A 25,793-nucleotide genomic window follows, 5' to 3' on the forward strand; every position below is an offset into this window, starting at 1 on the left:
AATTTGCGTTCCAGGGTTTTCCGAACGGAACCACTACATTGATGGCTGCGTTTTCAGTTACGTAACCTGGCCCCTCTGAGAAGGCAGCAAGCGTTGAAGGGCTGCTTGCTCTTGTTGAATCGCATGGCAGTGCTGATTGCAGTTCCATTGCTGGCCAGGTTTTTCATTTACAGCCAATTATTCTGTACTGGCACCGAACTAGCCGATCCACCTGCGCACTATAGATGAGACGGAGATTTTGTTTATATCCGCAGCTTCTTGGTCGATACTCTTCGTAACGGGAACTGACTAATATTGTTGGAAGGGTATGGCTTTAGGTTGAAAGTTGTGCTTGTAACCTCGCTGGTAAGAATTCGCGCTTTGCGACAGCCCTGAATTTGGAATCAGCGGGATCGTATTGCCAAGGGCAATCATCTCATAAATAACATTTTCGTCGTGCATATTGTGCTGTCGTAGTTGATTTACAGTATTGTTGAAAAGTTAGCTGGCGAAGTTACTCCTACAGTTCCTGGGCATAATGATAGGGCGTTGTCATTTCTAGTTATCGGGGGTCTGGAATATGGAAATGGTTCTATCAGCAGTTCGGGTCATTCTTAGTTTGAGTTTGGGGTATTTTCAGTGTGCGCTTTTTCGGGCCGTCTGCTGAGAAGTTTTGGTTGCAGTACAGATGTTCGCAAGTAACGATGAGTGACCTCAGTATGTTTGACGTAACGCGCACCAGTAAAGAGTTTTGTATTGCTGAAAAGTAGAGACGATCAAGGAATAATAAATATGAGTAGAGTATTGTGCATTACAGGTATGCACAGATCCGGTACGTCGCTGGTCGCTTCTTGGCTTGGTGCATGCGGACTGGTTACGGATAACGGGAAGAGTTTTGGGCCGGATGTGGGGAACCAATACGGCCACTTTGAGGACGCTGAGTTGGCGAATCTGCAGTCGAAAGAAATTCTACGCCAGATTACCAGGTCAAAAGGTTGGATTGTTACCAATGAGTCGGCCTTGGGGCAGGTTTCCGATATGTTTCTTAGTGAGGCTAACAATCAGGTCGAAAATAGGAATGCCAAATATGACAGTTGGGCATGGAAGGATCCCCGCTCAACCTTGTTCCTGGAAGAGTGGGATAAGATTATTCCGGAATTAAAGTATCTACTTCTTTGGCGCCCCTGTGTAGAAGTGGTCATGTCTCTAGTGGACAGGGCCGGGAAAACGGAAAAAGACGTTTATAAAATCGGACTACTCAACGCTATCAGAACCTGGGCGACATATAATCGGAAGCTGATAGCGTTTCAGGAGTCTCACAAAGAAAAATGCGTGATGCTGCAGATCTCGTCCATTATTGAGAGTGATAAGAACGCTTTTGAGGCGCTTGAAACGTTGTTGGGGTACGAGTTGCAATATAAGCCGATCGCGGAACTCTTCAATAAGGAGGTGTTTAAATCTAGACCGCCATCATTTCTTTTAAAAACATTATGTACCTTATTGTCAACTGATGATATCGAACAACGCCTGCGGGCAAACTCTTGGTCGTTCGATGCCTATGAGGGAGTACGCTGAAAAAGCCCATTATGCTAAACTGACCCCTCGCCGCCGATGGCCACCCCTCGGTGCTGTTGTGCGAAGTAAGCGCCAAAGGATCAAATCACTGAACTGAAGGTACAGCCAGGGAACGGCCGCCTCTAGAGATTTTGTCTTGCGCACATACGGTGGAATCAGTGCCGCGTGAAAAGTCACCGGTTCTCCGCTCTTCGATCGGACCTTGGGGATTCGTACTTTGTAAGCGTCCGGCTATCTCACCTTGCTGTTCTGGTTGCCAGTTATGTGGCAACAGTTCCTGGATGCGGCTGGCCTTCTGAGTCGGCAGTCTGGTCAAGACATCTCTGAGACAAGCATAGGGGGCAAGCCCAGTCGATGAGAAAAATCCTCGGTGAATTGACTGAAGATGAACACCTGGATTTAAAATCCGGCAATTTGATGCGTTGGGGAATCAGGTGTTCACGATCAGCAGGAATCACTGTTCAACATCGCAGGAATACGCATTTAATCCTTTAGTGGCGTATTTTTAGATTTTTCAGTACATTACCTGTTTATAGATTAGCGCTAACTAGATGCCTCGCTGCAGTTGCCAGCCTTTCCAGTAAAGGCAAATTCAAGAAGGGCTTTAACTGCTCTGAATTTTAAATTGTTAAAAGTGCTTTTACTCACCGTTAAGGGCCGATTTTCCTGATTAATCATCAAGAGAATTCTTAGTGCCATAATAAAGCTAAAAAATCTATTCCTTAAACTTACGGTAATATTCTCTGAGTATTGCGAAAGTTGTACGTGAGAATGATTCCCTGTCCTAGAATAGATAGCCTTAAAAAGGAGTAATTTTGATGGATCTTCATACAATGAGTTTACCCTACGAATTAACTCAATTTCAGCACTTGGCAGGCTTAGATTTACCCGTTTAGCATCTTGGATTTTTACTTTTCCAGCAAGTCCTGTGAGTTTTATTAAGTCATCTAGGCAAGATTCCTGATAGTCCACGAATAAAAGCGTGGCCATTGGAAACATTTTCTTGAGTTTTATTTTTATAGTTACGGGATCGCACAAATTTCGTACAGTTTCCAAATTATAAAAGTATTCGAATTTAACTCCGGTAGAATATAGTAATTCGATAGCGCTATCCGAGCTTACAAGCTTTGGGTTAACTATACATTGCTTGTACATCGAAAGACTCCAATCTTTTCTTTCTCTTATAACTATCAAGATTGACAGATCCCATCCTCTTATAAGTTTCTCAAAATGGATCAAACTATTTCCTTTTATAGAATCGATGTGTGCGGTTAATCCCTCGATTGAGAATATGATTGTTTGATAGCTATTGGAATTAGCTTCACTGATAACTGATTCCAAAATAGGCATGGTTGTACCGCTACGAAGTTCTTCGATCAAAAACCTATGGTATGGCGCTGTAAGGGAGACAACATTCTGTGGGTACAATATTCCACACTTGGCTAGCATTTCCCTATTACTATACATCAAACTTTGAAATGCCGAAGTCCCAGTTTTTGGTAAGCCAGCATGAATAAAGATTCGTTTTCTGGTCATTTTATTTGGAAAAATGAGTTGTAAACAGAGAAAGCTTTCTGTCTAATTCTTTTCAACAACGGAGGAGGGGGGGCGGGCCAGGCCCAATAGTGTTCTTTATGTGGTTTGAGGCGTAACAAGTTGCGATCATCTGGATCAGCTAAGTTTTCTAGTTTAGAAGGATCCGGGAATGTGTACTTGGATTTAGAATAGCCAACCCGGTTCCGGTGCCATCCAATATTTAACTCATTTTTGCTATAACTTCGTTCCAAATACTTCAAGTATGCGTGCTCTTGGCTTTGGAAAATATAGTGTCGCAGGGCCATTGATTCTTTTGAAAGCACTATATCATCCCCTGCTATCTTGTGGCCTCCAGTGTTAACATTGCTTACATCAAGGGATGACTTCCAAGCGCGCATAAGCCTAAGGGGTTCTGGCTCGAAGAAGTAGTAATAACGAAGAGGTTGCGTTTTTCCACAGCTGGGTTCGTAATCCTGTTCAACAGGCAGGAATACATATTCGTCAAAGTTTATAACATTGGATCCACTATTAGAAATTCGAACTATGGCTTGATGTAACGTTTCGTTCGGTACATAAGAATGCATTATTTCATCGGCATCGTGATGAATAATCCAATCTGAATCCAAGCTTTTATAGAGTTTCTCCTTGGCTTGTAGCAATGTGATCCAATCGTAATAACCTTTGTATTCTATTTGTTCAAATGCAGCCAGATTATTTCGAAACTCCGTTCTAAAAGGTACTTTTTCGCTCCCGTCAGTGGAATCATTGTCTATTATGGCAAAGTCTATGTTGTTCTTAACTAAGTGCTGCAATAAATTGTCCAAATATGCAATCTCGTTTCGAACAGCAATTATGGCGATAGCACGCATTGTCATTCCCATACTATTTTGTGAATTCAATTTCTAAAAACAACTCTGCTGAGTTGGAAATAAGCTTAGCTGTGGCAACATAGAAGACCTCTTACATTCATCAAAGTTAGCGGAGTACAATTAGCACGCAGCTTTTACAAGACGAACGAATTCAGATTCCACGTGCTATTGAAACCCGCTTTTTGTCGAGTTGAGTTGGCTATGATTCTGAACCGCTCAAGTTATCTCGGCAAGATTCAGGTTGTTGCATAGCATAGCTAAAACGCGTAATCCTCGAAGGGCCTAAGAATGTCTATGGAAGTACCGCGCGCCCTCCTGCTATCGGCTCAGGATTTTCAGAAGTAGTAAGAAAGTGAGGTAGTCATTCATTATTCATATTGCTCCCCAGGCCAAGAGTCACAACTTGGCCGAATCTGCTTGGTCAGACGGATTAGAGCGATTAGCGGCGTAATCCCAAAGAGCCGGCACAACAACAAGACCCATTCCCGGTAGGAGAGCTTCTTCTACGGCGCCTTCGACAATTTTGACAGGCTGGATATTCGCAGCATTCCAAATAACTTGCCGAAATTCGTTGAAAATGGCAAGCCGTAGTCCATAGATACCCGGGCGGAGGGGTACGTCTCTTATCAAAATACGCACTTCGTGAGAACCGGGCTGAAAGTTAGGTCGGCCACTATCGTCCGCGTTTCCAACTGAGAGAATCTGGAAGAAATCCAGCGTATGCAAACCTACGACAAATTCAGGTTGTGTTAATTCTCGATCAACGTGAAAGATGATTCGAACTTCCATGGGGGAGTGCATCGTAAGTGTCGATGGGCCTGCGTTGGCTCCAGCGCCAACTTTAATCGAAAGAACCCGGAAGAAACTTACGGCCTCTTGCGGAGTCAGACCTTTAAAGGCTGATTTATGTGATTCGGATACCTGGTTCTGCGCATCCGAGAAGTAGCGCGAAGCAACTTCGCTTACATTCCCGTCTATCAATAAGTGCCCATGTTCCAGCATGATCAGGCGATCACATACCCTCTCCAATTGCCTGATATTGTGCCCAACTATCAGTACCGTACGATCTCGGCCCTGAATGTATTGAGCTATACGATCAATACACTTTTGCTGGAAGCTGATGTCACCGACTGCGAGCACTTCGTCCACAAGCAGCAAGTCACATTCAACCGAAGTAGCAATCGAAAAACCGAGCCGCACCAGCATTCCGGAACTATACCGCTTGACCGGGGTGTCGATAAAATCCTCCAGCTCGGCGAATGCGATGATGTCATCAACTTTTGAGGCGATCTCTTTCCGGGTGAGTCCCAGGATCGTGCCGTTCAGATAGATATTCTCGCGCCCCGTCATTTCGCCGACAAGGCCCGCGCCAACTTCGATCAGCGGTGCGACTTTTCCCCTTATAGTCACGGAGCCGCTGGTCGGCGTAGTGATTCCGCAGAGATGCTTGAGCAGCGTGCTCTTTCCGGCTCCGTTGTGGCCTATGATCCCGACGACTTCGCCGTGCCTTACGCTGAAGCTGACATCGTCGAGGGCCCGGAAGCGCTTGCGTGTGGGAGTTGAGCGGCCCAGCAATCGACGGCCCAAAGATCTTAACCCCTCAAGTGCACCTAAACGGTACTCTTTTACAAGATTCTTGACCTCGATGACTGGCAGGTCGTTTTCTTCCGAAGTGCTTTGTGAAACGGTGTGATTAGATGACATCGGCGAAGTAGGCCTCGGCCCGTTTGAAGAATGCGTAGCTGAGCGGGAGTAGTATTGCGACGAGAATGGCGCCGGGGAGCAGGGTGGACCAGTCAGGTGCCTGTCCCAGCAACACGGCGCGTTGCATGCCTTCGATCACTCCGGCCATCGGATTCATCATGTAGAGCGTGTAGATGAGTTCACTCCACTCCCCGGCAGCCTGTCGTTCCAGTAAAGCCGCCCGCACGAGTGGGAGTGGGTACATCACGGGAGAAACATACATCATCATCGAAAGCATTAGCGGGATGCCCTGGGACATGTCGCGTGCATAGACGTTGACCGCCGCCCCCGCCAATCCGATGGTCAGCGCCGTGAGCATCGTGTAGAGAATTAGTGGCACAGACCAAAGCACCTGCCAGGTTGGGGCCCAATCATACCAGACCATCAATAAGGACAGAATTATGAACCCGACGCCGAGTTCGAGAGTTTTTGATAGCATGCTGGACAGTGGAAAAATTTCCCGGGGAAAGTAGATCTTTTTAACAAGGCTGGCATGACGTACGACGCTTCCGACACTGTCACTGGCTGCATTCTGAAAGTACATCCATGGCACCATCGCGCAATAGGTTAACAGGGCGTAGGGGACCTCGCCGCTGTCGATGCCGACGAAACTGCGCACTATCATGAAAATGGCGAGTAGTATCAATGGACGAAAAACTGCCCAACTGATACCGAGATAGCTCTGCTTGAACTGCAGTGAAATATTTTTCCACATGAGAACGCGCAGCAGTTCCCGGTATTCGAAGATGTTTTTTATCGCAGCTAGCATGGATGCCTTGGTTAACAATCGGGCAACGGGGAAATTGAGCATCCGCCGAAGCATAGTTTCAGACACGCGTAAAACTGTCGTGATCACCAATCTTACGCGGTCGGTGTGTCGGGCGCGCTGATTGCGGTCAGTCGGGCTAGAATAGCACACAAGTGTCAGCTTTATCGGCGACTTCGATCACACCTTAAGTTGTAAGCCACCCCCAAATTGGGCGGTCCGGAAATTCCTACTTTCTGTTGCTGGAGGTGACCAACCATGCCTCTATCGTTTCGATGGTTGCACCTTTTCCACGGGCACTGCGTGTCCCAGGAACTTGAGTGGACTGCTGGTGTACCCATAAGCGCCTGAACAGAAAACTGCCAACAAATCCCCTGCCTCGGCAGTGGGAAGCTCGACTTTCTTGCCAAAGGTATCGATCGGTGTGCAGAGAGGTCCAACTACATTCACAGTCTCAGCCGTGGGTAGTCCGGCCTTGTCGATTAACACTATAGGGTAGGGCTTCTTAATGATCTGCCCCAGGTTGCCGGACGCTGCAAGCTGATGGTTCATACCGCCGTTCAATACCAGGAAGACCTCGCCGCGTGACTCTTTACGATAGAGAATCTGAGCTAGGTAGATTCCGGCCTCACCGATCAGATAGCGACCTGTTTCAACGATGAACCGGGTCTGTGGGAAAAGGCTGCGTTTCTGTTGCAACAGAGTCTGCAGTGCAGTTCCTACTGCCTGAATATCAAGCTCTTCGTCTGTAGCAAAATAAGGGATACCGAATCCGCCACCCAGGTTGATCATGGTGGGGGGTAGCGGACAATGGGGCAAGAGCTTCTCGATCAGGGTAAAGGCCTGTTCCAAAGCAGTGATGATCGATTGATGGCTGAGATTCTGGGAGCCGGCAAAGACATGAAAACCGACGAAATTGAGATTGGGCCAGCGCTTGAAGCTTTGCAGAATAGCCGGGATCTGCTCTTCGTCAATGCCGAATACCTTGGGCCCACCTCCCATGCGCATGCCGGACGCCACGAGTTCATAGGCTGGATTGATCCGCAGCGCGATGTTCAGCTTTCTGCCCAGCTTTTCAGCGATTGCGTTGGCCTGGTTAAGCTCTTCTTCCGATTCCGCATTCAGGCTGTCTATTCCGGCGGCACAAGCGGCTTCGAGCTCTGAAGGGCTTTTCCCTGGCCCTGCGAAGCCTATCCTGTTGGCAGCTACACCTGCCTTCAGAGCAATTTCCAGTTCTCCTTTCGAGGCCACATCAACGCCGCAACCCAGATTCTTGAAGTAGGCCACGATGTCGGGGTGAGGATTGGCCTTGATGGCGTAGTGAATTTCCACCTCGGCGGGCATAGCTGCCCGGAGTTTTTCGTACTTTTGCCGGGCTACATTCAGGTCGTACAGGTACAGTGGTGATCCGGTTTCTGCGACTATATCTGACAAAGGTTGACCACCGCTATAAACCTTGTTGTCCCGTATCTCAAAATACTTAAGTACTGAGTCCAGTGCCTTGTGCATAGTAACTTTCGATTCCTGGGCTTTCTGATTAGCGTCATTCATAACAGCTTTGCGTACACTGTCTGATAACGTGCCACGCTGGTTTTCCAAGTCCGCTCCTGTTCCACGAACGCCCGGCCATTATCGCGCATACGCTGCCACTCGTCGCGCCGCTCAAGCAGTTCATTGACCGCCCCGACCAGCGCCTCTGCCTGGCCGGCCTTGAACAGAATCCCGGTTTCCCCGTCGTGGATCAGCTCTTGGTGGCCGCCCACATCGGAGGCGATGACCAGGCGTCCCTGGGCCATGGCTTCAAGCGGTTTGAGCGGCGTCACCAGGTCGGTGAGCCGCATGGACAGGCGGGGATAGACGAGAATGTCGACCAGGTTGTAATAGTCTTGCACCAGGCCATGATCGACTCGGCCGGGCATAATCACCTTTTCCTCCAGGCCCAGTTCCCTGATCAGTTGGCGGATATTTGCCTCCTGAGGACCACCGCCGACCAACAGCAGGCGCAAGTCCGGATGGCTGGCCAGCAGGGCTGGCAAAGCCTGAACCATCAGAGGGATGCCTTCATAGGCATAAAAGGAACCAATAAAACCGAGGACGGTTTTGCCTGTCAGGCCGAGCTGCTCTTGCAGGCTGGCAGTGGGTGAGCCGCCAACGCTGAAACTGCCGGTATCCACGGCGTTGGGTATGACAGTGATTTTGTCTGCTGCTATCTCCCTGCTGACGATCTCGGCTCGCAGCCCTTCGCAGATCGTGGTGACGGCATCCGCGTTGCGGAACACATGGGTTTCCAGGGCACGGCTGAGGCGGTAGCGCAGCCCCCATTCGCGGCTGGTGCCGTGGTCGACTGCCGCGTCTTCCCAGAACGCGCGGCATTCGTAGACTACCGGAAGATTCAGCCGCTTCGCGGCGCGCAGGGCGGCTATGCCGTTCAGGGCAGGGGAGTGGGCATGCAGGACATCCGGCTTCTCTAGCTCGGCCACCTCTTCGATCCGGCGGCTCAGGGTGCTGATAACCTGCCACTGGTTTAGTACGGGCAGTCGAGTCGCGCCACCGGCCGGCATCGCGGTGCGATAAAAGTGCAGGCCGTCCACGGTCTCCTCACTGGCCGGGCTCTCGCCCTGCTTGAGTCCGGTGACATGGGCGGTGTGCCAGCCCAGCGCCCGTTGCTCCCGCAGAATATTGCGGGTGCGGAACGTGTAGCCGCTGTGCAACGGTATGGAATGGTCGAGGATATGGAGAATACGCATGATGAATCCGCCTACCCTGTCACACAGAAATCATCGTCACGGATGGTGGCCTGGAACATCAGCAGGGACCACAGTGGTGCACTGTGATCACGCATTCCCGACTGGTGTTCATTAACCAGCCGTTCCAGGTAGTGCTGGTTGAATAACCCTGTCTTCACCAGGCCGCCTTCCAACAGGTCCCGGCGCAGCCGTTCTTTCAGCGGGCCGCGAAACCAGTTGGCCAGCGGGACCCCGAAGCCCATCTTGGGCCGGTACAGCACGTCGTGGGGCAGCAGGGGTTCAAACGATTTCTTCAGCACGTATTTACCTTCCTGGCCGTGCAGTTTCTGGCTGCGAGGCAGGCCGGCGGACCATTCCGCCAGGGGGTGATCCAGCAGCGGCACGCGTACCTCCAGGCTGTGGGCCATGCTGGCCCGGTCCACCTTGGTGAGGATGTCGCCCACCAGGTAGGTTTTCATGTCCAGGTATTGAATCAGCGCCAGCGGATCGTCAGACGTGCAGTTGGCGGCGTGTTCGGCGAACACGCTGTCCACGGAATAGTTCTGCAGCTGCTGCTGCAGGGCAGGGCTGAACATGGCCCGGCGCTGCTCCGCACTGCAGATTGAGACGGAGTGCAGGTAGGCTTCGACGCTGTTGCGGGCCAGGGCCTGAAACGTGGTCTTGGCGCGGAAAATCCGCGGCGCCCAGTCCGCTTTGGGGTACAGGCGCCCCAGGGTGCCGAACAGTATGCGTCGCAGGCCCAGGGGCAGGGCTCCGCGCAGGCGTTCTTCGTTCATATGCCAGCGGTAACGACGGTAGCCGGCGAACATCTCGTCTCCGCCATCGCCAGAAAGTGCCACCTTCACCCGTTGCCGGGCCAGTTCGCACACCCGGTAGGTGGGGATGGCCGAGCTGTCGGCATAGGGCTCGTCGTAAAGGGCGGCCAGGGTGTCCAGCAGGTCGAAGTCGTCACTGCTGACACGATGCTCAACATGGTTGGTCTGGTAACGCTCGGCAACCTGAGCGGCGTACTCGGTCTCATTGAATTGCTTAACATCAAAACCGATGGCACAGGTGTTGACCGGGTCGTCCTGCAGCTGCGCCATCATGGCAACGACTGCACTGGAGTCGACACCACCGGACAGGAAAGCGCCAAGTGGCACATCCGCCACCAGGCGGACCTGCACCGCTTCGCGAACGCGCGCGAGCAACTCTTCCCGAGTCTGTGCCTCACTTCGCGCCGGTTCGTCGTGGAATGTGATATCCCAGTATTTGTGCTGCTCAGGCATACCGGCGCCGCGCTTGAGCAGCAGGGTGTGCCCGGGGCGAAGTTTATAAACATTCTGATAGATGGTCTTGGGCTCGGGGATATAACCCAGCGCGAAATAGTCTTCCACCGCCCGGGGTTCCAGCTGCCGTGGCAGCCCGGGGTGGGCTTTCAGCACCTTGAGTTCGGAACCGAATAGGAACTGTTGATCGGGTAGCAGGGCATAGAACAGCGGTTTGATACCGAAGCGGTCCCGGGCCAGAAAGAGACTCTGTTGCTGCTGGTCGTACAGAGCAAAGGCGAACATGCCACGGAAGTGCTCGACACAGTCGGGCCCCCATTGGCGCCAGGCATAGAGGATTACTTCGGTGTCGCAGTTGGTTTTGAAAGTATAGCCCAGGGCCTTGAGCTCATGCCGCAGCTTCTGGAAGTTGTAGATCTCGCCGTTGTAGACCACACAGAGCGTGCCGTCGTCACTGAACATGGGCTGCTGGCCGCTAGCCAGGTCGATAATGGAAAGGCGGCGATGCGCCAGACCAACGCCGGGTTCGATATGGGTGGCCCCCTCGTCCGGTCCGCGGTGGAACTGGCTCTGGTTCATGGCCTCCAGCACGGCCTGGTCCGGGTGACGCTGTTCCCTGATGTCAAAAATACCTGCGATACCGCACATGGGGACTGTTTCCTCAGTGTCCTCTTAAACCGGAACGGACAGCTCCGTGATACAACAGCTCATCATACAGCGTCAGGTAACTTTCGACTGTGCGCTGCCAATCAAAATGTTGCCGGATGTGCGCCATGGCGGCCTGGCCCATCGCCTGGCGCAGGGATTGGTCATCGATCAACCGGGTGAGGGCGCCAGTCAGGGTATCGGCATCGCCGGCCGGAAACAACAGCCCGGTTCGCCCCTCCTGAACCAGCTCGGGATTGCCGCCCACAGTAGAGGCGATGACGGGGAGGCCGCTGGCCATGGCTTCCAGAATAGTGTTTGAGATGCCTTCTCCCAGTGAGGGTAATACGAACACATCCATGCTCCGCAGCAGCTCGGGAATGTCCTCCCGGTCCCCGGCCAGCCAGACCTGGTCCTGCAGCGACAGTCGGTCGATCTGTGCTTCCAGCGCTGCCCGTTCGGGGCCGTCTCCAACGATCATCAGCCGGAGCGTGTCGCGTAATGCCGGGCGTTCTGTCTGGAGTTGGTGCAGGGCAGTCAACAATAACTGCTGGTCCTTTACAGCCGCCAGTCGCCCGACGGTGCCGATCACAACCCGATTACTCTGCGGCCGGAAATTGTCAGGCAGTTCTGCTTTACCATCGCCCGGTTGGTTGGCCTGTGGTGCAAAACGGGCTGTGTCCACGCCATTGTAGATCTGAACAACCTTTTCTGCAGGAATACGGACCGTGTCTGCCAGCCATTGGGACAGATCCTGGCTGACGGCAATGAAGCGGTGGATCAAAGGGCTGAGGAAGCGGCGCAGGGTGTTGTATTTGCGGTTGCTGCCATTCAGGTCGTTCATGTCCCGGCCGTGCTCGCCGTGGACCCGTTTGCAGCCGGGCATCAGCAATCCAAGTACCTGGGTTTCCAGGGCGGCCAGGTTGCGGGTATGGACGATGTCTGGCCGCAGGCGGCGCAGGTGCCGCCATAGCCGCCAGTACATGCCGAGATCGTGGCCGGGCTTTTTGTTCAGCTCAATGACTTCGACGTCCGGTGCCGTCAGTCGCCGTGAGAACTCTTCGGCGTGGCTCAGGCAGATGATTGCGTGACGGTAACGAGACGGAGGGCAGCGGTTGATGATGTTGACCAGGCCATTCTCCAGGCCGCCGGTGCCCAGTGTGAAAATGATGTGCACGAGCAGAGGGGGCTGTGACGGCCGCTTCATTCACCAGTCCCCACGCCAGCGTTGGGCTCCATCGCGAAGTCTCTATCTGCTGAACCGGGATTATCGGCAATACCGGTATCCAGGGAGTACTCGATGGCGGCAAGATGTTTTGCGATAAAGTTCTGCAGGGTCTGTCTGGCCTGCCCCCTGTCCCCATTCAGCTGAGTGGCGATGAATATGCGGGCGCCACGGCGATGGCCTTCAAGGAGCTGCTGTTTCGCCTCCAGTATCTTGATCAGGTACTGATTGGTCGCATGCCTATCGTCGATCCGGTACCAGGACCACACCAGCAGGTCGTCACTGCCCCGTGTGACCCGTGCCTCGGTCACCTGTCGGGGAGCTTCAAGATCTGTGAGCGCGCTTTGACTGCTCAGGAACTCCCAGTCATCCGACTCTGAACGCCAGGCGTTGATGGACGAGTCAACCAGTTCCGTGCCTTCTTCCTGTTGCAGGTATTGACGCAGGTGCAGTCCAACTGTCATTACGTCAACCCCGGACTGAGTCGCGTAAACCTGGTCAAGTTCCCGGTCAGCTCCTGGTTGAAGCGGCCGCCAGCGGGTATCCATCAAGTCTACAGCCTGCCAGGGCGACTGCCCGGGGGGCATAGACAGAGCAATGCTTTCGACCGGATCGCCACTGCGGTTCATGGCAGCAGCAAGAACAGGCCAACAGGCTGCGCAAAGCAGAGTAAGAACGAAAGCGCCACCCAATGTGCTGGCTTGCAGCGTCGTGGCTGGAGCACCGCTCTCAGCGTCCGGGGGTGTCGCTTCAGGCTGTTGCCAATAGCTTCCGATCCAGAACATCAGCATCATCACGGCGCCGAAAAATATCCAGCCAAACACAATATGATCTTCACCAGTGCCCAATCGCATGTCACTCAGGTGGCCGGCCAGTACCACGAAGTAGGCGCGAGCACTGTTGGCAAGCACCGGTGCGATGATGGCCGCCAGGACGAATAGCGATTGACGCCACAGGCTGGTGTAGTTCAGGTGGGCGTAGCACAAGCCGAGAGTGACCGACGCGATGACATAGTTCACACCGCTGCATTCCTCGATGACCGACCAGGTGCCGCTGGGCAGGTAGAGAAACATGCCTTCGCGAAGCACGGGTATGCCGCTGGCGCGCAGAAGATACTCGGTGGTGTCGGCGGTGAACTCCATCAGTGGCGGTATCAACCCGGATCCCATGGGCACGGCCAGGAACAGAAAGCCAAGTGGAAATGCAAAAGTTCTTGCCACCCCGGTGCCGACTATGGCCCAGATACCGCTGACCAGCAGGGCCACATAGGCAAACTGCTGGACCACTTGCACGTCCACCATGTTGGCCAGCAACCATAAAGAACCGAAACCGAGTATCAGAAGCAACACGCGGGGCTCCGGTTGCACCGTCAGCGCACTGAACCTCCCCCGTAGCCGCCATGCCAGATACACACTGAGGAGTGGAATGACAAAACTATGGGCGTACGTATCGGAACGCAGCCAGATTGCTACCATGGAGAGTGCTGTGCCGTGGAAAACCAGGGTGATAAGCAGAACATAGAGGGTTACGGCTGCAACCACCCATCTGGCATTTGTTGATTGACCGGCAGGGGTGCCGGCAATAGGTGTTATCCCTGACTGTGTCGTTGCAGTCGGGATGTATTCCGAAGCAGAGGCAGAGGCGGTTGCGCTGCGTTTATCGTGCCCCGCGCCGGCTACCGCCGCCATTGTGGAATCCTTACTCATGGCCGGGGTCTCCACCTTCCAACTGGTATGAGAGAGTTGGCGCCAGGTGTCGAACCACCTCTGGCAGTGTCTGGTTCCAGTCGAATAGCTGTTGTATCCGCATACGGGCCCCAGGCCCCAGGTCGGGATAGCGTCCAGAAAGGATTCCGTCGATCCCGGTCAGGTACTCGTCGGTACTGTCGGCCAGCAACACCTGTTCACCGTGCCGGGCGTCGATGCCTTCCAGTCCTTTGCGGCTCACCAGTACCGGCAGCGCCATGGCCATCGCTTCCAGCACTTTGTTCTGCACGCCACGCGCCACGCGCATTGGTGCCACAGCCGCCAGGGCATGTTTCAGCCAGGGTCGCATATCGGTTACCCGGCCCGTCACGGTGACACCAGGCAGTCGTGCCAGTCGTTGCACATTCGCGCCCGGGTTGCTGCCAACGATGAAGAAGGCCAGTTCCGGGTACCGCTTGCGCAGCACTGGCAGTACCTCATCGGCAAACCAGGTGACCGCATCCACGTTGGGCCAGTAGTCCATGGCCCCGGTGAAAACCAGTGCCCGGCAACCCGCCGGATAGGGGTTCTTTTGCATCGACGCCGAGTCAGCGGATGGATCAAAATAATGGAAATCGACACCGTTGTTATAGAAGCCGATCCGATCGGCGTTCTCAGGAGACAGCTGCCGGAATAACGCGGCTTCGGCGGCTGAGACAAAAAGGCTGGCGTCGTATTCCGCAGCCAGGTCCTTTTCGGTGCGCTGCAGCAGACCGGCCTCCCGGCGATACAGCCAACTCAATGGCCAAGGCTTCTGCTCCGCATACTGTCGCCACTTGTCCGAATCCACATCGACGAAATCGATGACCTTTCGTTCGAATAGCTCACTGTCAGACGGTACGAACTGCGCCATAGCGGCGGAATACACCAGCACATGTCGTATTCCGTAGGTGGCACAGGCCTCTGCAACCCAGCGCTGCATCTTCTGGTCAGCATAGTAGGGCAGTGTCAGAGCATTACCAGTTAACAGACCCGAAAGGCTCTTCCATCTTGCCAGACCGGGTCTGAGTGAGCGGAAGAATGTCTCCTGGCAATAATCGCTCAGAGCATCCACACCGGCCCAGTCAGAGGGATCATCGATGAATCCGGCCAGATGGATAGCGAAGTGCCGGCTCAGGTGTCGAAGCAGATGGAATGACCGGATCTTGTCCCCCTTGTTGGGCGGATAGGGGATGCGGTGGCAGAGGAAAAGCAGCGGCGTTTTACCCTGTTCCGTTGCCATTGGCTCGGTCTCGGTCAATTCTGTCTGTTGCACGGGCGCGATCGCCATCAGCCGAGGCTCCTGGCCAGGGGTGGCCCCAGCAGGTTTGCCACTGGCAGCGGCAGGCGTCGCCAGGTTTCCACCAGACGGCGATAACGAGGGTTGTTGGGGTTCACATCCGGCATCTCATCCGTGTTGACCAGGTAGTATTCATAGGGCAATGGCGCCGGCTCGAAACCCCAGTTTTTCTTGAACTTGAAGGGGCCGGTGTTGAACTTGCTGCGGCCGAAATCGAAGCAGTTCAGGCCCTCGTCGGCGCTGCGACGCATCAGCTCCCAGTACATAAAGTCATTACAGCCTTTGATGCTGCGTGCTCGTGCGATGCTGCCACCGTAGTAGGGCAGCACTTCGCCATGGAAGTAGAAACTCATTACACCGGCCACATCCTGGTTACCGTCCCGGATCATCAACACGCGGCAATCAACCCCAAACTCGTCCCGCAGAATCTCCAGGTAGCGGCGGTTGAATACCGGTGTACCCAGGTTGCGTACACTTTCGGAGTAGACCCGATAGAATCGTTTGCAATGGGGGTCAGCATCTTCTTCACTGATCAGCCCGGCGGCGATACCTTTGCGCACCATGGCCCGCTGCTTGTTGGGAATGGCCTTCATGTTTGCTTCATGGTCGGCGCTGAATTCCTTCCGGAACGTGTAGTACAGATCTTTGACAGGCCAGCCGGAATTCGAAGGTTGGGTATTGCGCAGCTCCAGCGCCTCGACGCCGGACTGCTCTGCCAGTTCACAGGCAGCCTTGCGTAGCGCGGCCCCGGCATCACTGTTCTCGGCGAGAATGCCCCCATAAACACAGAAGGGCAGGCTGGCGAGCTTGGTGCCAAACAGGCGACTGTGTACCAGTGCCAGTGGCAGCACACCGACGGTCCGGGCCGGCTGCCCGGCGTCCACTTCCTGCGCCAGCAGAAAATAGCTGGTGTGCCCGAAGGCGTCCTGTAACACCCGGCGCCAGCCAAAGCGGTGGCAGAATGTGGCCTGGGGATGTTGGTCCACGAAAGCGTCCCAGGCGGCTTGGTCTGTCTGCGTGCATTCCCGGACGGTTACAGTCATAGGGCCACTCCCTGCTGTTCCTGTTCGAGAGCTGTCGCCGGTGCTTCAATGGCCGCCGAGAACACGCGATCCATCCTGTCCCAACGGAAATCACTCAGCAGCCGATCCAGGCGGGGTTCCATCCGGGCAAGATTGAGATAATGGCGAAATCGGGTTTTTGCAGTGAGCCCCTCCGGTCGTGGCTGCTGCGGATCGATCTCCCAGGGGTGGAAATAGAACAGACCGCTTTCCTGCTCTTTCTGGTTGACATGCCGCAGGGCCCAGCGGGAAAAGTTATAGGGGAATAGACGGAACCAGCCGCCGCCGCCGCAATTAAGATTGCGGCCTGCCAGGGGGACCGTGGTCACCGGGATTTCGGTGATACGGCCATCCGCTGCGGCAAAGGCGAACCGGGAGGCGTCCGGCATGCCGTAGTGATCATGCCGGACCGGCACAATGCTGGAACTGTAGCGGTAACCGGCATCCGCGAGCATCTCATGAGCCCACGGCGTGTCGTAGCCGATGGAATAGCTGGCGGCACGATAGCCTTGCACAGGCATGCCGCCGATGTCCTCCAGCAGAGACCGGGTGCGGGTGATGTCATCGCGAAAAGTCTCCGGAGACTGAGCGCTTACCCGGGTATGTTCCCAGCCATGACTGGCCAGTTCGTGACCTTCGGCTACGATACGGCGCACCATGTCCGGCAGACGTTCGGCCACCCAGCCCAGTGTGAAGAACGTGGCTTTGACGTTGTGGCGGGCAAACAGAGCCAGTATGCGATCCACATTGGCTTCCACCCGCAATGGGGTCGATTCCCAGCTGCTGCGCGGGACATGGGGAGCGAATGCCGACACCTGGAAATAATCTTCCACGTCCACACTCATGGCATTGACCGGGGCTGTGGTATTCATGCCGGACATCAGGCCACCCTCAACGCCCTGTGCCAGTCGGCAATTACGGCTGCGATACGCTGTGCTGCCGCGCCGTCCCAGAGCTCCGGCTGGCGCCCGGCCTTGTCGGACCCCTTGAGGATATCGGCATGGGCTTTTCGTATTGCATCCGGGTCGGTGCCGACCACCGTATTGGTACCCTGGTCGACGGTAATGGGGCGCTCGGTGTTTTCACGCAGGGTCAGACAGGGCACACCCAGCGCCGTAGTCTCCTCCTGGATACCTCCCGAATCGGTGAGCACCAGACGGGCGTCGGCCATCAGCCCCAGCATTTCCAGGTAGCCCTGGGGAGGGAGCAATAAGATGTCGGCTTTATTCAACAGGCTGTCCAGGCCGGCGTCGCTGATCCTGGCCCGGGTTCGCGGGTGAACGGGGAAGACCAGGGGCGTCTGCTCGCTGATCTGCGCGAGTACTTCCAGCAGTCCCCTTAATAGGTCGGGATCATCCACATTGGAGGGGCGGTGCAGAGTCAGCAGTCCGTAGCCGTTGTCCCTGAAAGCAGGTGGTGCGCCCGCAGAGGCCAGGGTCGCGCTGGCAGATACCGCATTGGCCAGGTTATAGCGCAGGGAGTCGATCATCACGTTGCCGACAAAATGAATCCTGTCGGCAGCAATACCTTCCCGTTGCAGATTGGCAGCGGCTGCGGCTTCGGTGGTGAACAGCAGGTCAGACAGTTGATCGGTAAGAATGCGGTTGATTTCTTCCGGCATGGCACGGTCCCCGCTGCGCAGGCCGGCTTCCACGTGAATTACGGGTACCCCTTTTTTGGCCGCTACCAGCGCGCAGGCAATCGTGGAGTTGACGTCGCCCACTACCAGTATTGCCGCCGGACTGTGTTCTTCCAGTACGGGTTCGAAACGTTGCATGATCTGACCGGTCTGCACGGCGTGGCTACCGGAGCCTACTTCCAGGTCCACATCCGGTTCGGGAATGTGCAGCTGATCGAAAAAGGTGTGTTTCATCGCCGCGTCGTAATGCTGGCCGGTATGCACTAGACTGGCGGTCAGCCCGCTACCCGGCGCCATGAACGCGCGCATCAGGGGGGCGATTTTCATGAAATTGGGCCGTGCTCCCACTACGCAGAGAATATGAGGGACGGAATAATTCTGCTGCATCATTGATTTTCCCAAGAGTCGCTGAAAGGCTGGTTGTGTTGTACGAACACTAAAACTGATGTTGTAGCGAAAGTGTCACCCGGTTTTCTTCGAACTGATTAAAGGCGTTTAAGATGAAATCGGCGTCTGAATCCCGGCGTGTGTAGTCATACCCGAGATTCATAGAGGTATTGGGGCCCAGGCTGCGACTCAGGCCAACTCCTGCGCGCCAGGTTTCTGAATTCTGGCCAAAGAATCCCACATTGCCCCCCTGGCCCTCTCTTTCACTCACTAGCACCCGGATATTCCCTGAGAGCGCGGCTGACAGCGACCGGGTGAAAACCACATTCAGGTCCGTAAAGGTGGCTTCACCGGAATCTGCTGTACGCAACTGCCTGGAATCGGTGGCTCTGACTGTAATAGTGGATCGCCGCGCAGAGTAGCTGTACCTGACGTTCAGCCGTTCGTTGATGATTGGCGTATCGCCGATGAATGTTGGTTCTCCGTTTACCGTCAGCGGATCGCCCGGTAGCTGGTCAAACTCAGGGACAACAATGTCACCCGAAATGTCACCCGAAACCTGGCTGGACGCCCGCAAATTGCGGGGAATCGTCAGCGAACGTGCGTAGTCTACTACCACCGTGCTGCGTCGGTGACGATAGCTGACGCTCATGCGCGGGGTGCGGCCAAAGAATCGCTCGCCGTAACCGAGAGACACATTCACCCGCTCAATGGGTGCCCAGCGCAGCCCCACATCCCAGTACGAACCGTCGATGTCAGGGCTAGTGCTGATGAATTGGTTCCATTCCTGACCCAGAAGAAATTCGATCTGCCAGCCTGCAACCAGTTGCAGTGCGGCCGTGGCTTCCGCTGAGGACAGGGTGTTGTCGAAAGCAGGTCTAAGCTCACTGGGATCAAAAGTAAATTTGCTGTAACGACCGGCAATGCCCAGGCTCAAGCGGTTGCCATTCTGCCTGCTGCCCAGATTGAACTCTCCCCGGTCCTCGCTGCTGTCCCCGAAAAGGCTGACGGCGTTCTGCTGTTCATTGTGGTAATAGCGCAGGCGCAAATCGGCATTGTCGGCAATCCGGCGCTGGACCCGGGCCCCTGCGCCGTACTGGGTGGTGATATTGATGTTATTGCGGCCGTCGAACCGGTTTGTGCCTCCCGCTGCAAAGGGGTTAATGGGATTCCTGCTAACAACTGCATCGGATTCAAGTGTCAACCAGTTCTCGACCAGCTCCAGTTCACCAAGATAACGCAGGCTGGGAATGACAGCTTGACGATTGGTGAGCAGTGCACTCTGGCCGACGTTGCATTCCAGGCTACTGTCAGCCAGGTAGTTGTAGGTGATGGCGGCGTTCAGGGAAAGATTGGCGCGCGCTCCCTGACCGCTTATTCGCAGGGTCGGTGTCACCGTGGTGGCGCTGCGCCCTACCGGCTCGTCAGTACTGAGACATATGTTTTCTGAGTAGAAGGTGTTCAGAGAGACGCCGCCACTGCGCTCCCATTCTGCTGCAAAAGAATGATGCGATAGCAGTGTGCCGCCAATCAGCAAGCCGGTCAGCAGGGGGGTGCCTGGCTTCATTTCTGGTGGGCTCCCGATGCCTGTTTGCTGTTCTCTTTCCGTTGCCCATAGCCGTATCCATAGCCATAGCCCGAGCCGATACCTATACCGAACAGTTTGAAACGACGCCTGGGAGCCTTATTGAGTATGGACGCCACCATTTTATCTTTGCCGATGCGCTCCAGGGCCTCGCGTACTGCATGTTGAGGGGTGATATTTGCCGCTGCTACAAACACGATCTGGCCCATGAAACTGGCCAGCACGCTGGATTCGTTGGTCAGCAGCAGGGGTGGTGAGTCGAAGATGACGACACGATCCGGATATCGTGTCGACAGTTCATGCATCAGATGGTGCATTCTCTTGCTGGCCAGCAATTCTGTGGCATTCTCATGGCGGGCACCAGACGGCATAACGCACAGATTTTTTATTGACGTACGCAGGATGGTCTCCTCCGGTGTGGCGTCACCTACGAGGATGTCGATCAGACCCGGCATTCCGTCAGGTATTTCCAGCTCCCGGCCGGCTGAGCCTTTGTGCACGTCGGCATCCACAAACAGCACTGTCTTGTCCTGCTCCATGGCGATACTCATGGCCAGGTTCAGTGACGAATACGTCTTGCCGTCGCCTTCAAGGGCGCTGGTCACCATGATCAGATTGGAATTCTCGATCCTTGACGCCGATTGACCGGAAATATTCCTCAGCAAGGGGCGTTTAATGGACCGGAATTCTTCTGCTGTTGCGCCACGTGGCGTAGTTGGCGTCAGGTATCCTTTGTCATAGAGATGCTCAAATGGGATGACAACATCGGCGTTGTCATCCTGGGACAGGGCTGCATTGGTCTGACCAGGCGGTTCATCAGTGGGAGCTGTTGCCGGCTGCTGTTTCTGAGTGGTCTGCAGCGCTTTCTCGATGGTGCTCATGTCCCTTCCTTAATTCATCGTGATAGTTCAGTAAGCTGCCAGTCGTCAGCCGATCAATCCGGGCAGGGTTGTAAGTGCTCCGTAGGCAACCACCAGCCCCATTGCGCAGCACAGGAAAGCGACCAGCGCCAGCAGTTCCTTCCGGGTTTCCGCCTGTGTCTTCTTGTAGGTCACGTTGCCGAGCAGTGGCACTCCGGTTGTCTGAGTCAGCATTCGGGGATCGGTCACGATGGGGAACAGCAGTGTCAGCAGAAGCGCCAGAGCGCCCCCTGCACCCAGTGCCATCACCAGCACACCGCCGTTCAGCATGGGCTTGTTCGGCTGGCTGGGTCGGCGCGGCACAAAAGGCGGATCGATCACCCGGAACGTGACATCTCCGGCATTACGCTGCACATCTTCTGACAGGCGTGCGGATTCGCGCCTTTGCAGAAACTGCTGATGCTGATTGAACAGCACATCGTAGTCACGATTCAATTGTGTAAGCTGCGCTTCCACATCCGGAATCTGATTCACCTGGGCTTCCAGTTCATGGACCCTTTCTTCGTATTCAGCAACCCGGACTTTTAGTTCGGCAGCCTGAGCCCGTGTTTCTGCAAGCCGGGAGCGCATGCCCTGATAGATGGGGCTGTCCGACAGCGTGATGATATTTCTGTCCGGCATGCCAGCAGCTTCTTCCAGGTTCTGCTGTCTTTCTGCTTCCAGGTCTGCAATCAGGCTTTGAGTGCGCCTGACTTCCGGATGTCGCTCCGTGTAGCGGGTCAGCAGTTGATCTAACTGTACCTTCAGGCTCTGGATCCGCTGATCCAGCGCAGAGTTTGCTCTGCTTCTGCCGCCACTGGCTATAAAAACAGGCTCTTCCCCTTCGATCTGCCGATTGAGCTCTGACTGGCGGCTCTCCAGTTCCCGCAATTGCAGGCGCACGGCCTCCAGGTCGCTTCTGGCGCGCCGCAGTCGATTGTAATAGTCTCCAGCTTCGCCAGGGAGCATATCGACGTTGGTCCGCTTGAAATCCGCCAGGCGACTCTCGGCTTCTACCAGACGCTTCTCTGACTCAGCTATCTGCTGCTCGATGAAGTTCTGCGCGCCAGAGTTGTCAGCGGTCTGATTTTCCATCGAGGTTTCAATGAATACTGTAATCACTGCCTGGGTAAGACGTCTTGCGATGTCACGGTCCCGATGAGTCACTGAAATGGAGTACAGTGAGTTATTGCCCCGATTTCCGCTCAGCCGGATGGCGCCACGCAGCTGCCCTATTACAGCTTGTTGCTGGGCCTCCGTTGTGGCAGTCAGATCCATATCAGTCATCCGGGCCAGTCGCTCAAGATTAGGTCGGCTCAAGAGAGTCTGGCTCATCATCGATATCCGCTCATTGGGATTCGGTGTGATCGTCAATCCCCGCATCAACGGCCCCAGTATGGAGCTGGTGTCGGCATAGACACGGGCGTTGGCGACATAGGATTCAGGCATCCGGGACACGTATACCCAGCCAGCAATGGCGATCAGCCATGCAATCACCAGGGCAGACCAGCGGTGTCGCCAGATACCAAAAATGTAGCTCTGCAGTAGGGCTAGTGTTTCCTGCATGGCTTTCTCTTTTTAACCTCTTAGTGAGTTACCTTAAGGTACTCTGAAATCTCAATTGAACGGATAATGGATCAGAACCAGGATTCTGTGATGATCACGATGTCACCGGGCCGCAGGGCCATATTTGCGGAAATGTCGCCGTCCCTGAGCAGGTCATCCAGGCGCAATCCATAGGAGCGGTACTGCCCGTCTTCCGCCCGCACCAGTACCGATCGATTGCCGGCTGCAAATTCTGTCATGCCGCCCACGGCCACCATCAGGTCAAGCAGGGTCATATGGCGGGAAAAGGGGACAGTTCTCGGTTCGGTTGCCTCGCCGATGACGCTGACCCGCTGCTCAGGCACTCCGACGAAGCCCTGCACGATTACGCTGACTATGGGATCGCGAACGTACTCGGCATAGGTTTCTTCGATTTGCCGTGCCAGTTCCGTGGGTGTTCGGCCACTGGCTTCCATGTCTTCAACCAGGCGCGTAGTGACCTTGCCGTCCGGGCGCACGATGCTGGAGGAACTGAGTTCCTGTTGCCCCCAGACGAAAATCTCGAGTCTGTCACCTGGGCCAATGATGTAGTTGTAATCGGGTGGATCGAAGCGTTCGGTCAGCGGAACCGTCTCGGGGCTGCTGCTGCAGGCGCTCAGAATCAATGTTGCCATCAGGACAGCGGGCAGCGCCAGGCAACGACACATGGATGATAGAAATGGTTGTGCGATCATATCTCTGTTCCTCACGGGCAAAACCTGTTTGAATTCAGGCGTCGGCTCAAAACCGTTGTTGCAAATATCTTTCTCTGACTACCTATACCTAACTTCTTAATATCAAAGTACATACCAAAGTCTGCATAGTTTACTCATTCTGGCTGCCACTCGATAAGGGTGATCCCCGTCTATCGTGGAGAAGGTAGCCGGATTCCATGACATTATATGTGCGCTAGAGCACCTATCTTGTCGGATACTGGCCCAAGATCCTATCTGCAGTGCTCGTCCGCCAGCGCGCGGCGGTCGATCTTGCCATTCTGGTTATGGGGCATGGTCTCGCGCACGACAATCTGCGCCGGTTGCATAAAACCCGGGAGCTCCGCCCGGCAGTAGTTTAACAGCTCTGCCCGAAGAGTATCGTGTCCTGTTCCCCAGCCATCGACGGGAGTGACTATCAGCAGGATGGTCTGCCCAAGCTCAGTATGCGGGACCCCCATCGCAGCGGCGCCGGCAACCAGGCCGGAACTGTAGGCGACTTCCTCGATTTCTGTGGGGCTCACCCGATAACCGGAGGTCTTGATCATGTCGTCCTTGCGGTTGACGAAGAACAAGTAACCTTCCTCGTCCAGCGTCACCTGATCGCCGGACCAGACGGCCAGCTCCGGTACCGGCAGGTTACTGTCCTGCACCGGTGAGGGCTTGAACCGTTCTGCTGTCTTTTCCGGGTCGTTCCAGTAGCCCAGGGCCACCAGCGCACCACGATGCACCAGCTCCCCGGGTTCGTTAGGGCCGCAAAGCTCACCCGCCTCGTTTACAACCAGGATCTCGGCATTGGGAATGGCCTTGCCGATGGAGCGCGGCCGCTGGCTGACCTGGTCCGGTGGCAGATAGGTGGAGCGGAATGCCTCGGTAAGGCCGTACATCAGGTAGATGCTGGTGTCCGGCAACAGCTGCTGCAGGGCGGTGGTGGTGGCTACGGGCATGGCGCCGCCCGTATTGGTGAGGTAACGCAATGTGCCGGCGATCTCTTCGGGCCACTCCAGCTGCACCAGCTGGTTCCACAGTGTCGGTACCGCCCCGAGCCCGGTGATCCGGTAACGCACCATCGCCTTCAATACATCACGGGGGAGCAGATAGTCCATCAGCACTACTGACGCACCGGCACAGAACGCCGTGGTGAGCTGGCTGAGGCCTGCATCGAAACTCAGCGGAAGTATGGCCAGGATCCGGTCTTCCGCGGTGTTTTCCAGGTATTGTGCCACGCTGCGGGCGCCGGCCATCATATTGCGGTGTGAGAGGACCACGCCTTTGGGGTTGCCGGTGCTGCCGGAGGTGTAAAGGATAGCCACCATGTCATTGTCGATGCGCCGGTGAGGCTGTTTCTTGGGGGCCGACAGCAGGTTGGTCCAGGTGTCCAGTTGTATCCACGGAGCCCGGCGCACCTGTTCCGCCACGGTTTCGCTGATGCTCTCATCGATGACGATGACGGTATGCAGGTCCGGCCACTCCGTCACCTGGTCGGCCAGTAGTTTGAGCCGCTGCAGCGAGGTGACAAGAACCCCGGTCTGACAGTGTTGGAGAATGTAGGTGACCTGTCTGGGTTTGAGCGCGGGGTTTACCGGGACGAAACTGGCCCCGGCACAGGAAGCGCCAAAGAGAGCCGCAACCGTCTCAAGTTGTTTCGGGAGATAGACGGCAACGCGATCACCGGCGGAGATGCCCGTGGCCAGTAACCCGTTCGACACTCGCTGGATGGTTTCGTGCAATTGCGAATAGGACAGGCTGCTGTCCCGGAAAATGACAGCCGGTCTGTCGCCGTCGGACGCTGCCCTGTCGCTTATCAGTTCATGAATCAGAACGGCCATGCCACTGCATCTCCTTGTGAGGCTCTCCCCGAGAGGGTACTGTTCGTGCGAATATACAATTATCTGCCTATTATCCATTACAGGCCCACGAGGTTTCAATTGATGTTCTGGTCGCGCCCGGAATTGCGTGTGCTGTTCGTCTGCACAGCTAATGTCTGTCGCTCTCCGCTGGCGGAAGGGCTCCTGCGTCAGCGATTGCATGAGAACGGCCTGGCGGGCCGGATACAGGTGAGTTCCGCGGGTACGACCGCCCTGCGCGGTCTGCGCCCCGATCCAAGGGTCATAGAGGTGGCTACGGAAGCCGGTGTGCCCCTGGGGCGAATCCGCTCACGACGGCTCACGACCAGAATGCTCATGCGAAGCGACTACGTGCTGGTGATGGACCGCAGCCAGCTGGAGGATATAAGGAACATGGGCTGGGGCCCTGCCAATACCCATGGTGATGCGAACGGCGATGTTTCTGACCCTACTTCCGACAATGTCCAGCTGCTCGGCCACTTCCTGCCGGAGACCGGGGCGAGAGCATTTGTTCCTGACATTCCAGACCCGTACTTCGGTGATCCTCAGGGGTTTCGTGATGTCCATGCCATGATTGATGAGGCGGTGTGCCGTCTCGTAGAGCATCTCAGCTTGCAGATGGCGGTGGATACCTGACATCTGGGGTGCGAAAGTGCGAAGGGAACAAGGTGCGGGGGTGCAAGGCACCAAGGTGCGGGGAT

The 25,793-nt window shown here is 55.2% G+C and carries 20 protein-coding genes and 2 pseudogenes; 2 read left to right on the forward strand and 20 right to left on the reverse strand.

All coding sequences use genetic code 11. The annotated features are described in order from the left end of the window. Positions 1 to 771 precede the first annotated feature (771 nt). Positions 772 to 1,554 (forward strand): sulfotransferase, encoded by a 783-nt coding sequence (locus tag R3F50_10745; protein ID MEZ5490785.1) that lies wholly within the window; start codon positions 772 to 774, stop codon positions 1,552 to 1,554. A gap of 93 nt (positions 1,555 to 1,647) precedes the next feature. Here the strand turns inward: R3F50_10745 and R3F50_10750 are convergent. From R3F50_10750 to R3F50_10845, 20 genes and pseudogenes are all read right to left on the reverse strand, one after another. Continuing rightward, positions 1,648 to 1,770 (reverse strand): annotated as a pseudogene (locus R3F50_10750) (IS256 family transposase). A 34-nt stretch (positions 1,771 to 1,804) separates the two neighbouring features. Beyond that, a pseudogene (locus R3F50_10755) lies at positions 1,805 to 1,894 on the reverse strand (transposase domain-containing protein). Between the two features lie 203 nt (positions 1,895 to 2,097). Beyond that, a complete protein-coding gene (locus R3F50_10760) occupies positions 2,098 to 2,904 on the reverse strand; it encodes a hypothetical protein (protein MEZ5490786.1) in 807 nt (268 codons plus the stop codon). A gap of 182 nt (positions 2,905 to 3,086) precedes the next feature. Continuing rightward, on the reverse strand, positions 3,087 to 3,959 hold the full coding sequence (locus tag R3F50_10765) for a glycosyltransferase family 2 protein (GenBank protein MEZ5490787.1): 873 nt from the start codon (positions 3,957 to 3,959) through the stop codon (positions 3,087 to 3,089). 396 nt (positions 3,960 to 4,355) lie between these two features. After that, entirely contained in the window at positions 4,356 to 5,663 is a 1,308-nt protein-coding gene (locus R3F50_10770; protein ID MEZ5490788.1) for a polysaccharide ABC transporter ATP-binding protein, read from the reverse strand. Then, positions 5,653 to 6,513 carry an ABC transporter permease gene (locus R3F50_10775; protein MEZ5490789.1) on the reverse strand — a complete coding sequence of 287 codons (861 nt, stop codon included), beginning with the start codon at positions 6,511 to 6,513 and terminating at the stop codon, positions 5,653 to 5,655. Before R3F50_10775 ends, R3F50_10770 begins: the two co-directional genes overlap by 11 nt. A 219-nt stretch (positions 6,514 to 6,732) precedes the next feature. Beyond that, positions 6,733 to 8,019, reverse strand: a complete 1,287-nt coding sequence (locus tag R3F50_10780; protein ID MEZ5490790.1) for a pyridoxal-dependent decarboxylase, exosortase A system-associated — start codon at positions 8,017 to 8,019, stop codon at positions 6,733 to 6,735. After that, complete coding sequence (locus tag R3F50_10785) at positions 8,016 to 9,215, reverse strand: glycosyltransferase, exosortase A system-associated (GenBank protein MEZ5490791.1); 1,200 nt, start codon at positions 9,213 to 9,215, stop codon at positions 8,016 to 8,018. The genes R3F50_10780 and R3F50_10785 overlap by 4 nt, the downstream gene beginning before the upstream one ends. Positions 9,216 to 9,226: 11 nt before the next feature. Beyond that, positions 9,227 to 11,131, reverse strand: a complete 1,905-nt coding sequence (locus R3F50_10790) for an amidotransferase 1, exosortase A system-associated (GenBank protein ID MEZ5490792.1) — start codon at positions 11,129 to 11,131, stop codon at positions 9,227 to 9,229. A gap of 13 nt (positions 11,132 to 11,144) precedes the next feature. Beyond that, on the reverse strand, positions 11,145 to 12,335 hold the full coding sequence (locus tag R3F50_10795; protein ID MEZ5490793.1) for a TIGR03088 family PEP-CTERM/XrtA system glycosyltransferase: 1,191 nt from the start codon (positions 12,333 to 12,335) through the stop codon (positions 11,145 to 11,147). Beyond that, positions 12,332 to 14,059: an exosortase A gene (gene xrtA / locus R3F50_10800; GenBank protein MEZ5490794.1), complete on the reverse strand. Its 1,728-nt coding sequence runs from the start codon at positions 14,057 to 14,059 to the stop codon at positions 12,332 to 12,334. The genes R3F50_10795 and xrtA overlap by 4 nt, the downstream gene beginning before the upstream one ends. Then, a complete protein-coding gene (locus R3F50_10805) occupies positions 14,052 to 15,368 on the reverse strand; it encodes a TIGR03087 family PEP-CTERM/XrtA system glycosyltransferase (GenBank protein ID MEZ5490795.1) in 1,317 nt (438 codons plus the stop codon). Before R3F50_10805 ends, xrtA begins: the two co-directional genes overlap by 8 nt. Next, positions 15,368 to 16,420, reverse strand: a complete 1,053-nt coding sequence (locus R3F50_10810) for a FemAB family PEP-CTERM system-associated protein (GenBank protein MEZ5490796.1) — start codon at positions 16,418 to 16,420, stop codon at positions 15,368 to 15,370. Before R3F50_10810 ends, R3F50_10805 begins: the two co-directional genes overlap by 1 nt. After that, complete coding sequence (locus tag R3F50_10815; GenBank protein MEZ5490797.1) at positions 16,417 to 17,319, reverse strand: DUF3473 domain-containing protein; 903 nt, start codon at positions 17,317 to 17,319, stop codon at positions 16,417 to 16,419. The genes R3F50_10810 and R3F50_10815 overlap by 4 nt, the downstream gene beginning before the upstream one ends. After that, positions 17,319 to 18,467, reverse strand: a complete 1,149-nt coding sequence (gene wecB, locus R3F50_10820) for a UDP-N-acetylglucosamine 2-epimerase (non-hydrolyzing) (protein MEZ5490798.1) — start codon at positions 18,465 to 18,467, stop codon at positions 17,319 to 17,321. Before wecB ends, R3F50_10815 begins: the two co-directional genes overlap by 1 nt. Positions 18,468 to 18,513: 46 nt before the next feature. Then, a complete protein-coding gene (locus tag R3F50_10825) occupies positions 18,514 to 20,031 on the reverse strand; it encodes a TIGR03016 family PEP-CTERM system-associated outer membrane protein (protein ID MEZ5490799.1) in 1,518 nt (505 codons plus the stop codon). Next, entirely contained in the window at positions 20,028 to 20,930 is a 903-nt protein-coding gene (locus tag R3F50_10830) for an XrtA-associated tyrosine autokinase (protein MEZ5490800.1), read from the reverse strand. The genes R3F50_10825 and R3F50_10830 overlap by 4 nt, the downstream gene beginning before the upstream one ends. Positions 20,931 to 20,975: 45 nt before the next feature. Beyond that, complete coding sequence (locus R3F50_10835; GenBank protein ID MEZ5490801.1) at positions 20,976 to 22,514, reverse strand: chain length-determining protein; 1,539 nt, start codon at positions 22,512 to 22,514, stop codon at positions 20,976 to 20,978. A gap of 71 nt (positions 22,515 to 22,585) precedes the next feature. After that, positions 22,586 to 23,227: a polysaccharide export protein gene (locus R3F50_10840; protein MEZ5490802.1), complete on the reverse strand. Its 642-nt coding sequence runs from the start codon at positions 23,225 to 23,227 to the stop codon at positions 22,586 to 22,588. A gap of 251 nt (positions 23,228 to 23,478) precedes the next feature. Beyond that, positions 23,479 to 25,074: an acyl-CoA ligase (AMP-forming), exosortase A system-associated gene (locus tag R3F50_10845; GenBank protein MEZ5490803.1), complete on the reverse strand. Its 1,596-nt coding sequence runs from the start codon at positions 25,072 to 25,074 to the stop codon at positions 23,479 to 23,481. A 102-nt stretch (positions 25,075 to 25,176) separates the two neighbouring features. Between R3F50_10845 and R3F50_10850 the strand changes: the two genes are divergently transcribed. After that, positions 25,177 to 25,728 carry a low molecular weight protein-tyrosine-phosphatase gene (locus tag R3F50_10850; GenBank protein MEZ5490804.1) on the forward strand — a complete coding sequence of 184 codons (552 nt, stop codon included), beginning with the start codon at positions 25,177 to 25,179 and terminating at the stop codon, positions 25,726 to 25,728. Positions 25,729 to 25,793: the final 65 nt, after the last annotated feature.

The sequence above is a fragment of the Gammaproteobacteria bacterium genome (assembly GCA_041395725.1).
In the GTDB taxonomy this organism is placed as follows: domain Bacteria; phylum Pseudomonadota; class Gammaproteobacteria; order Pseudomonadales; family Pseudohongiellaceae; genus NORP240.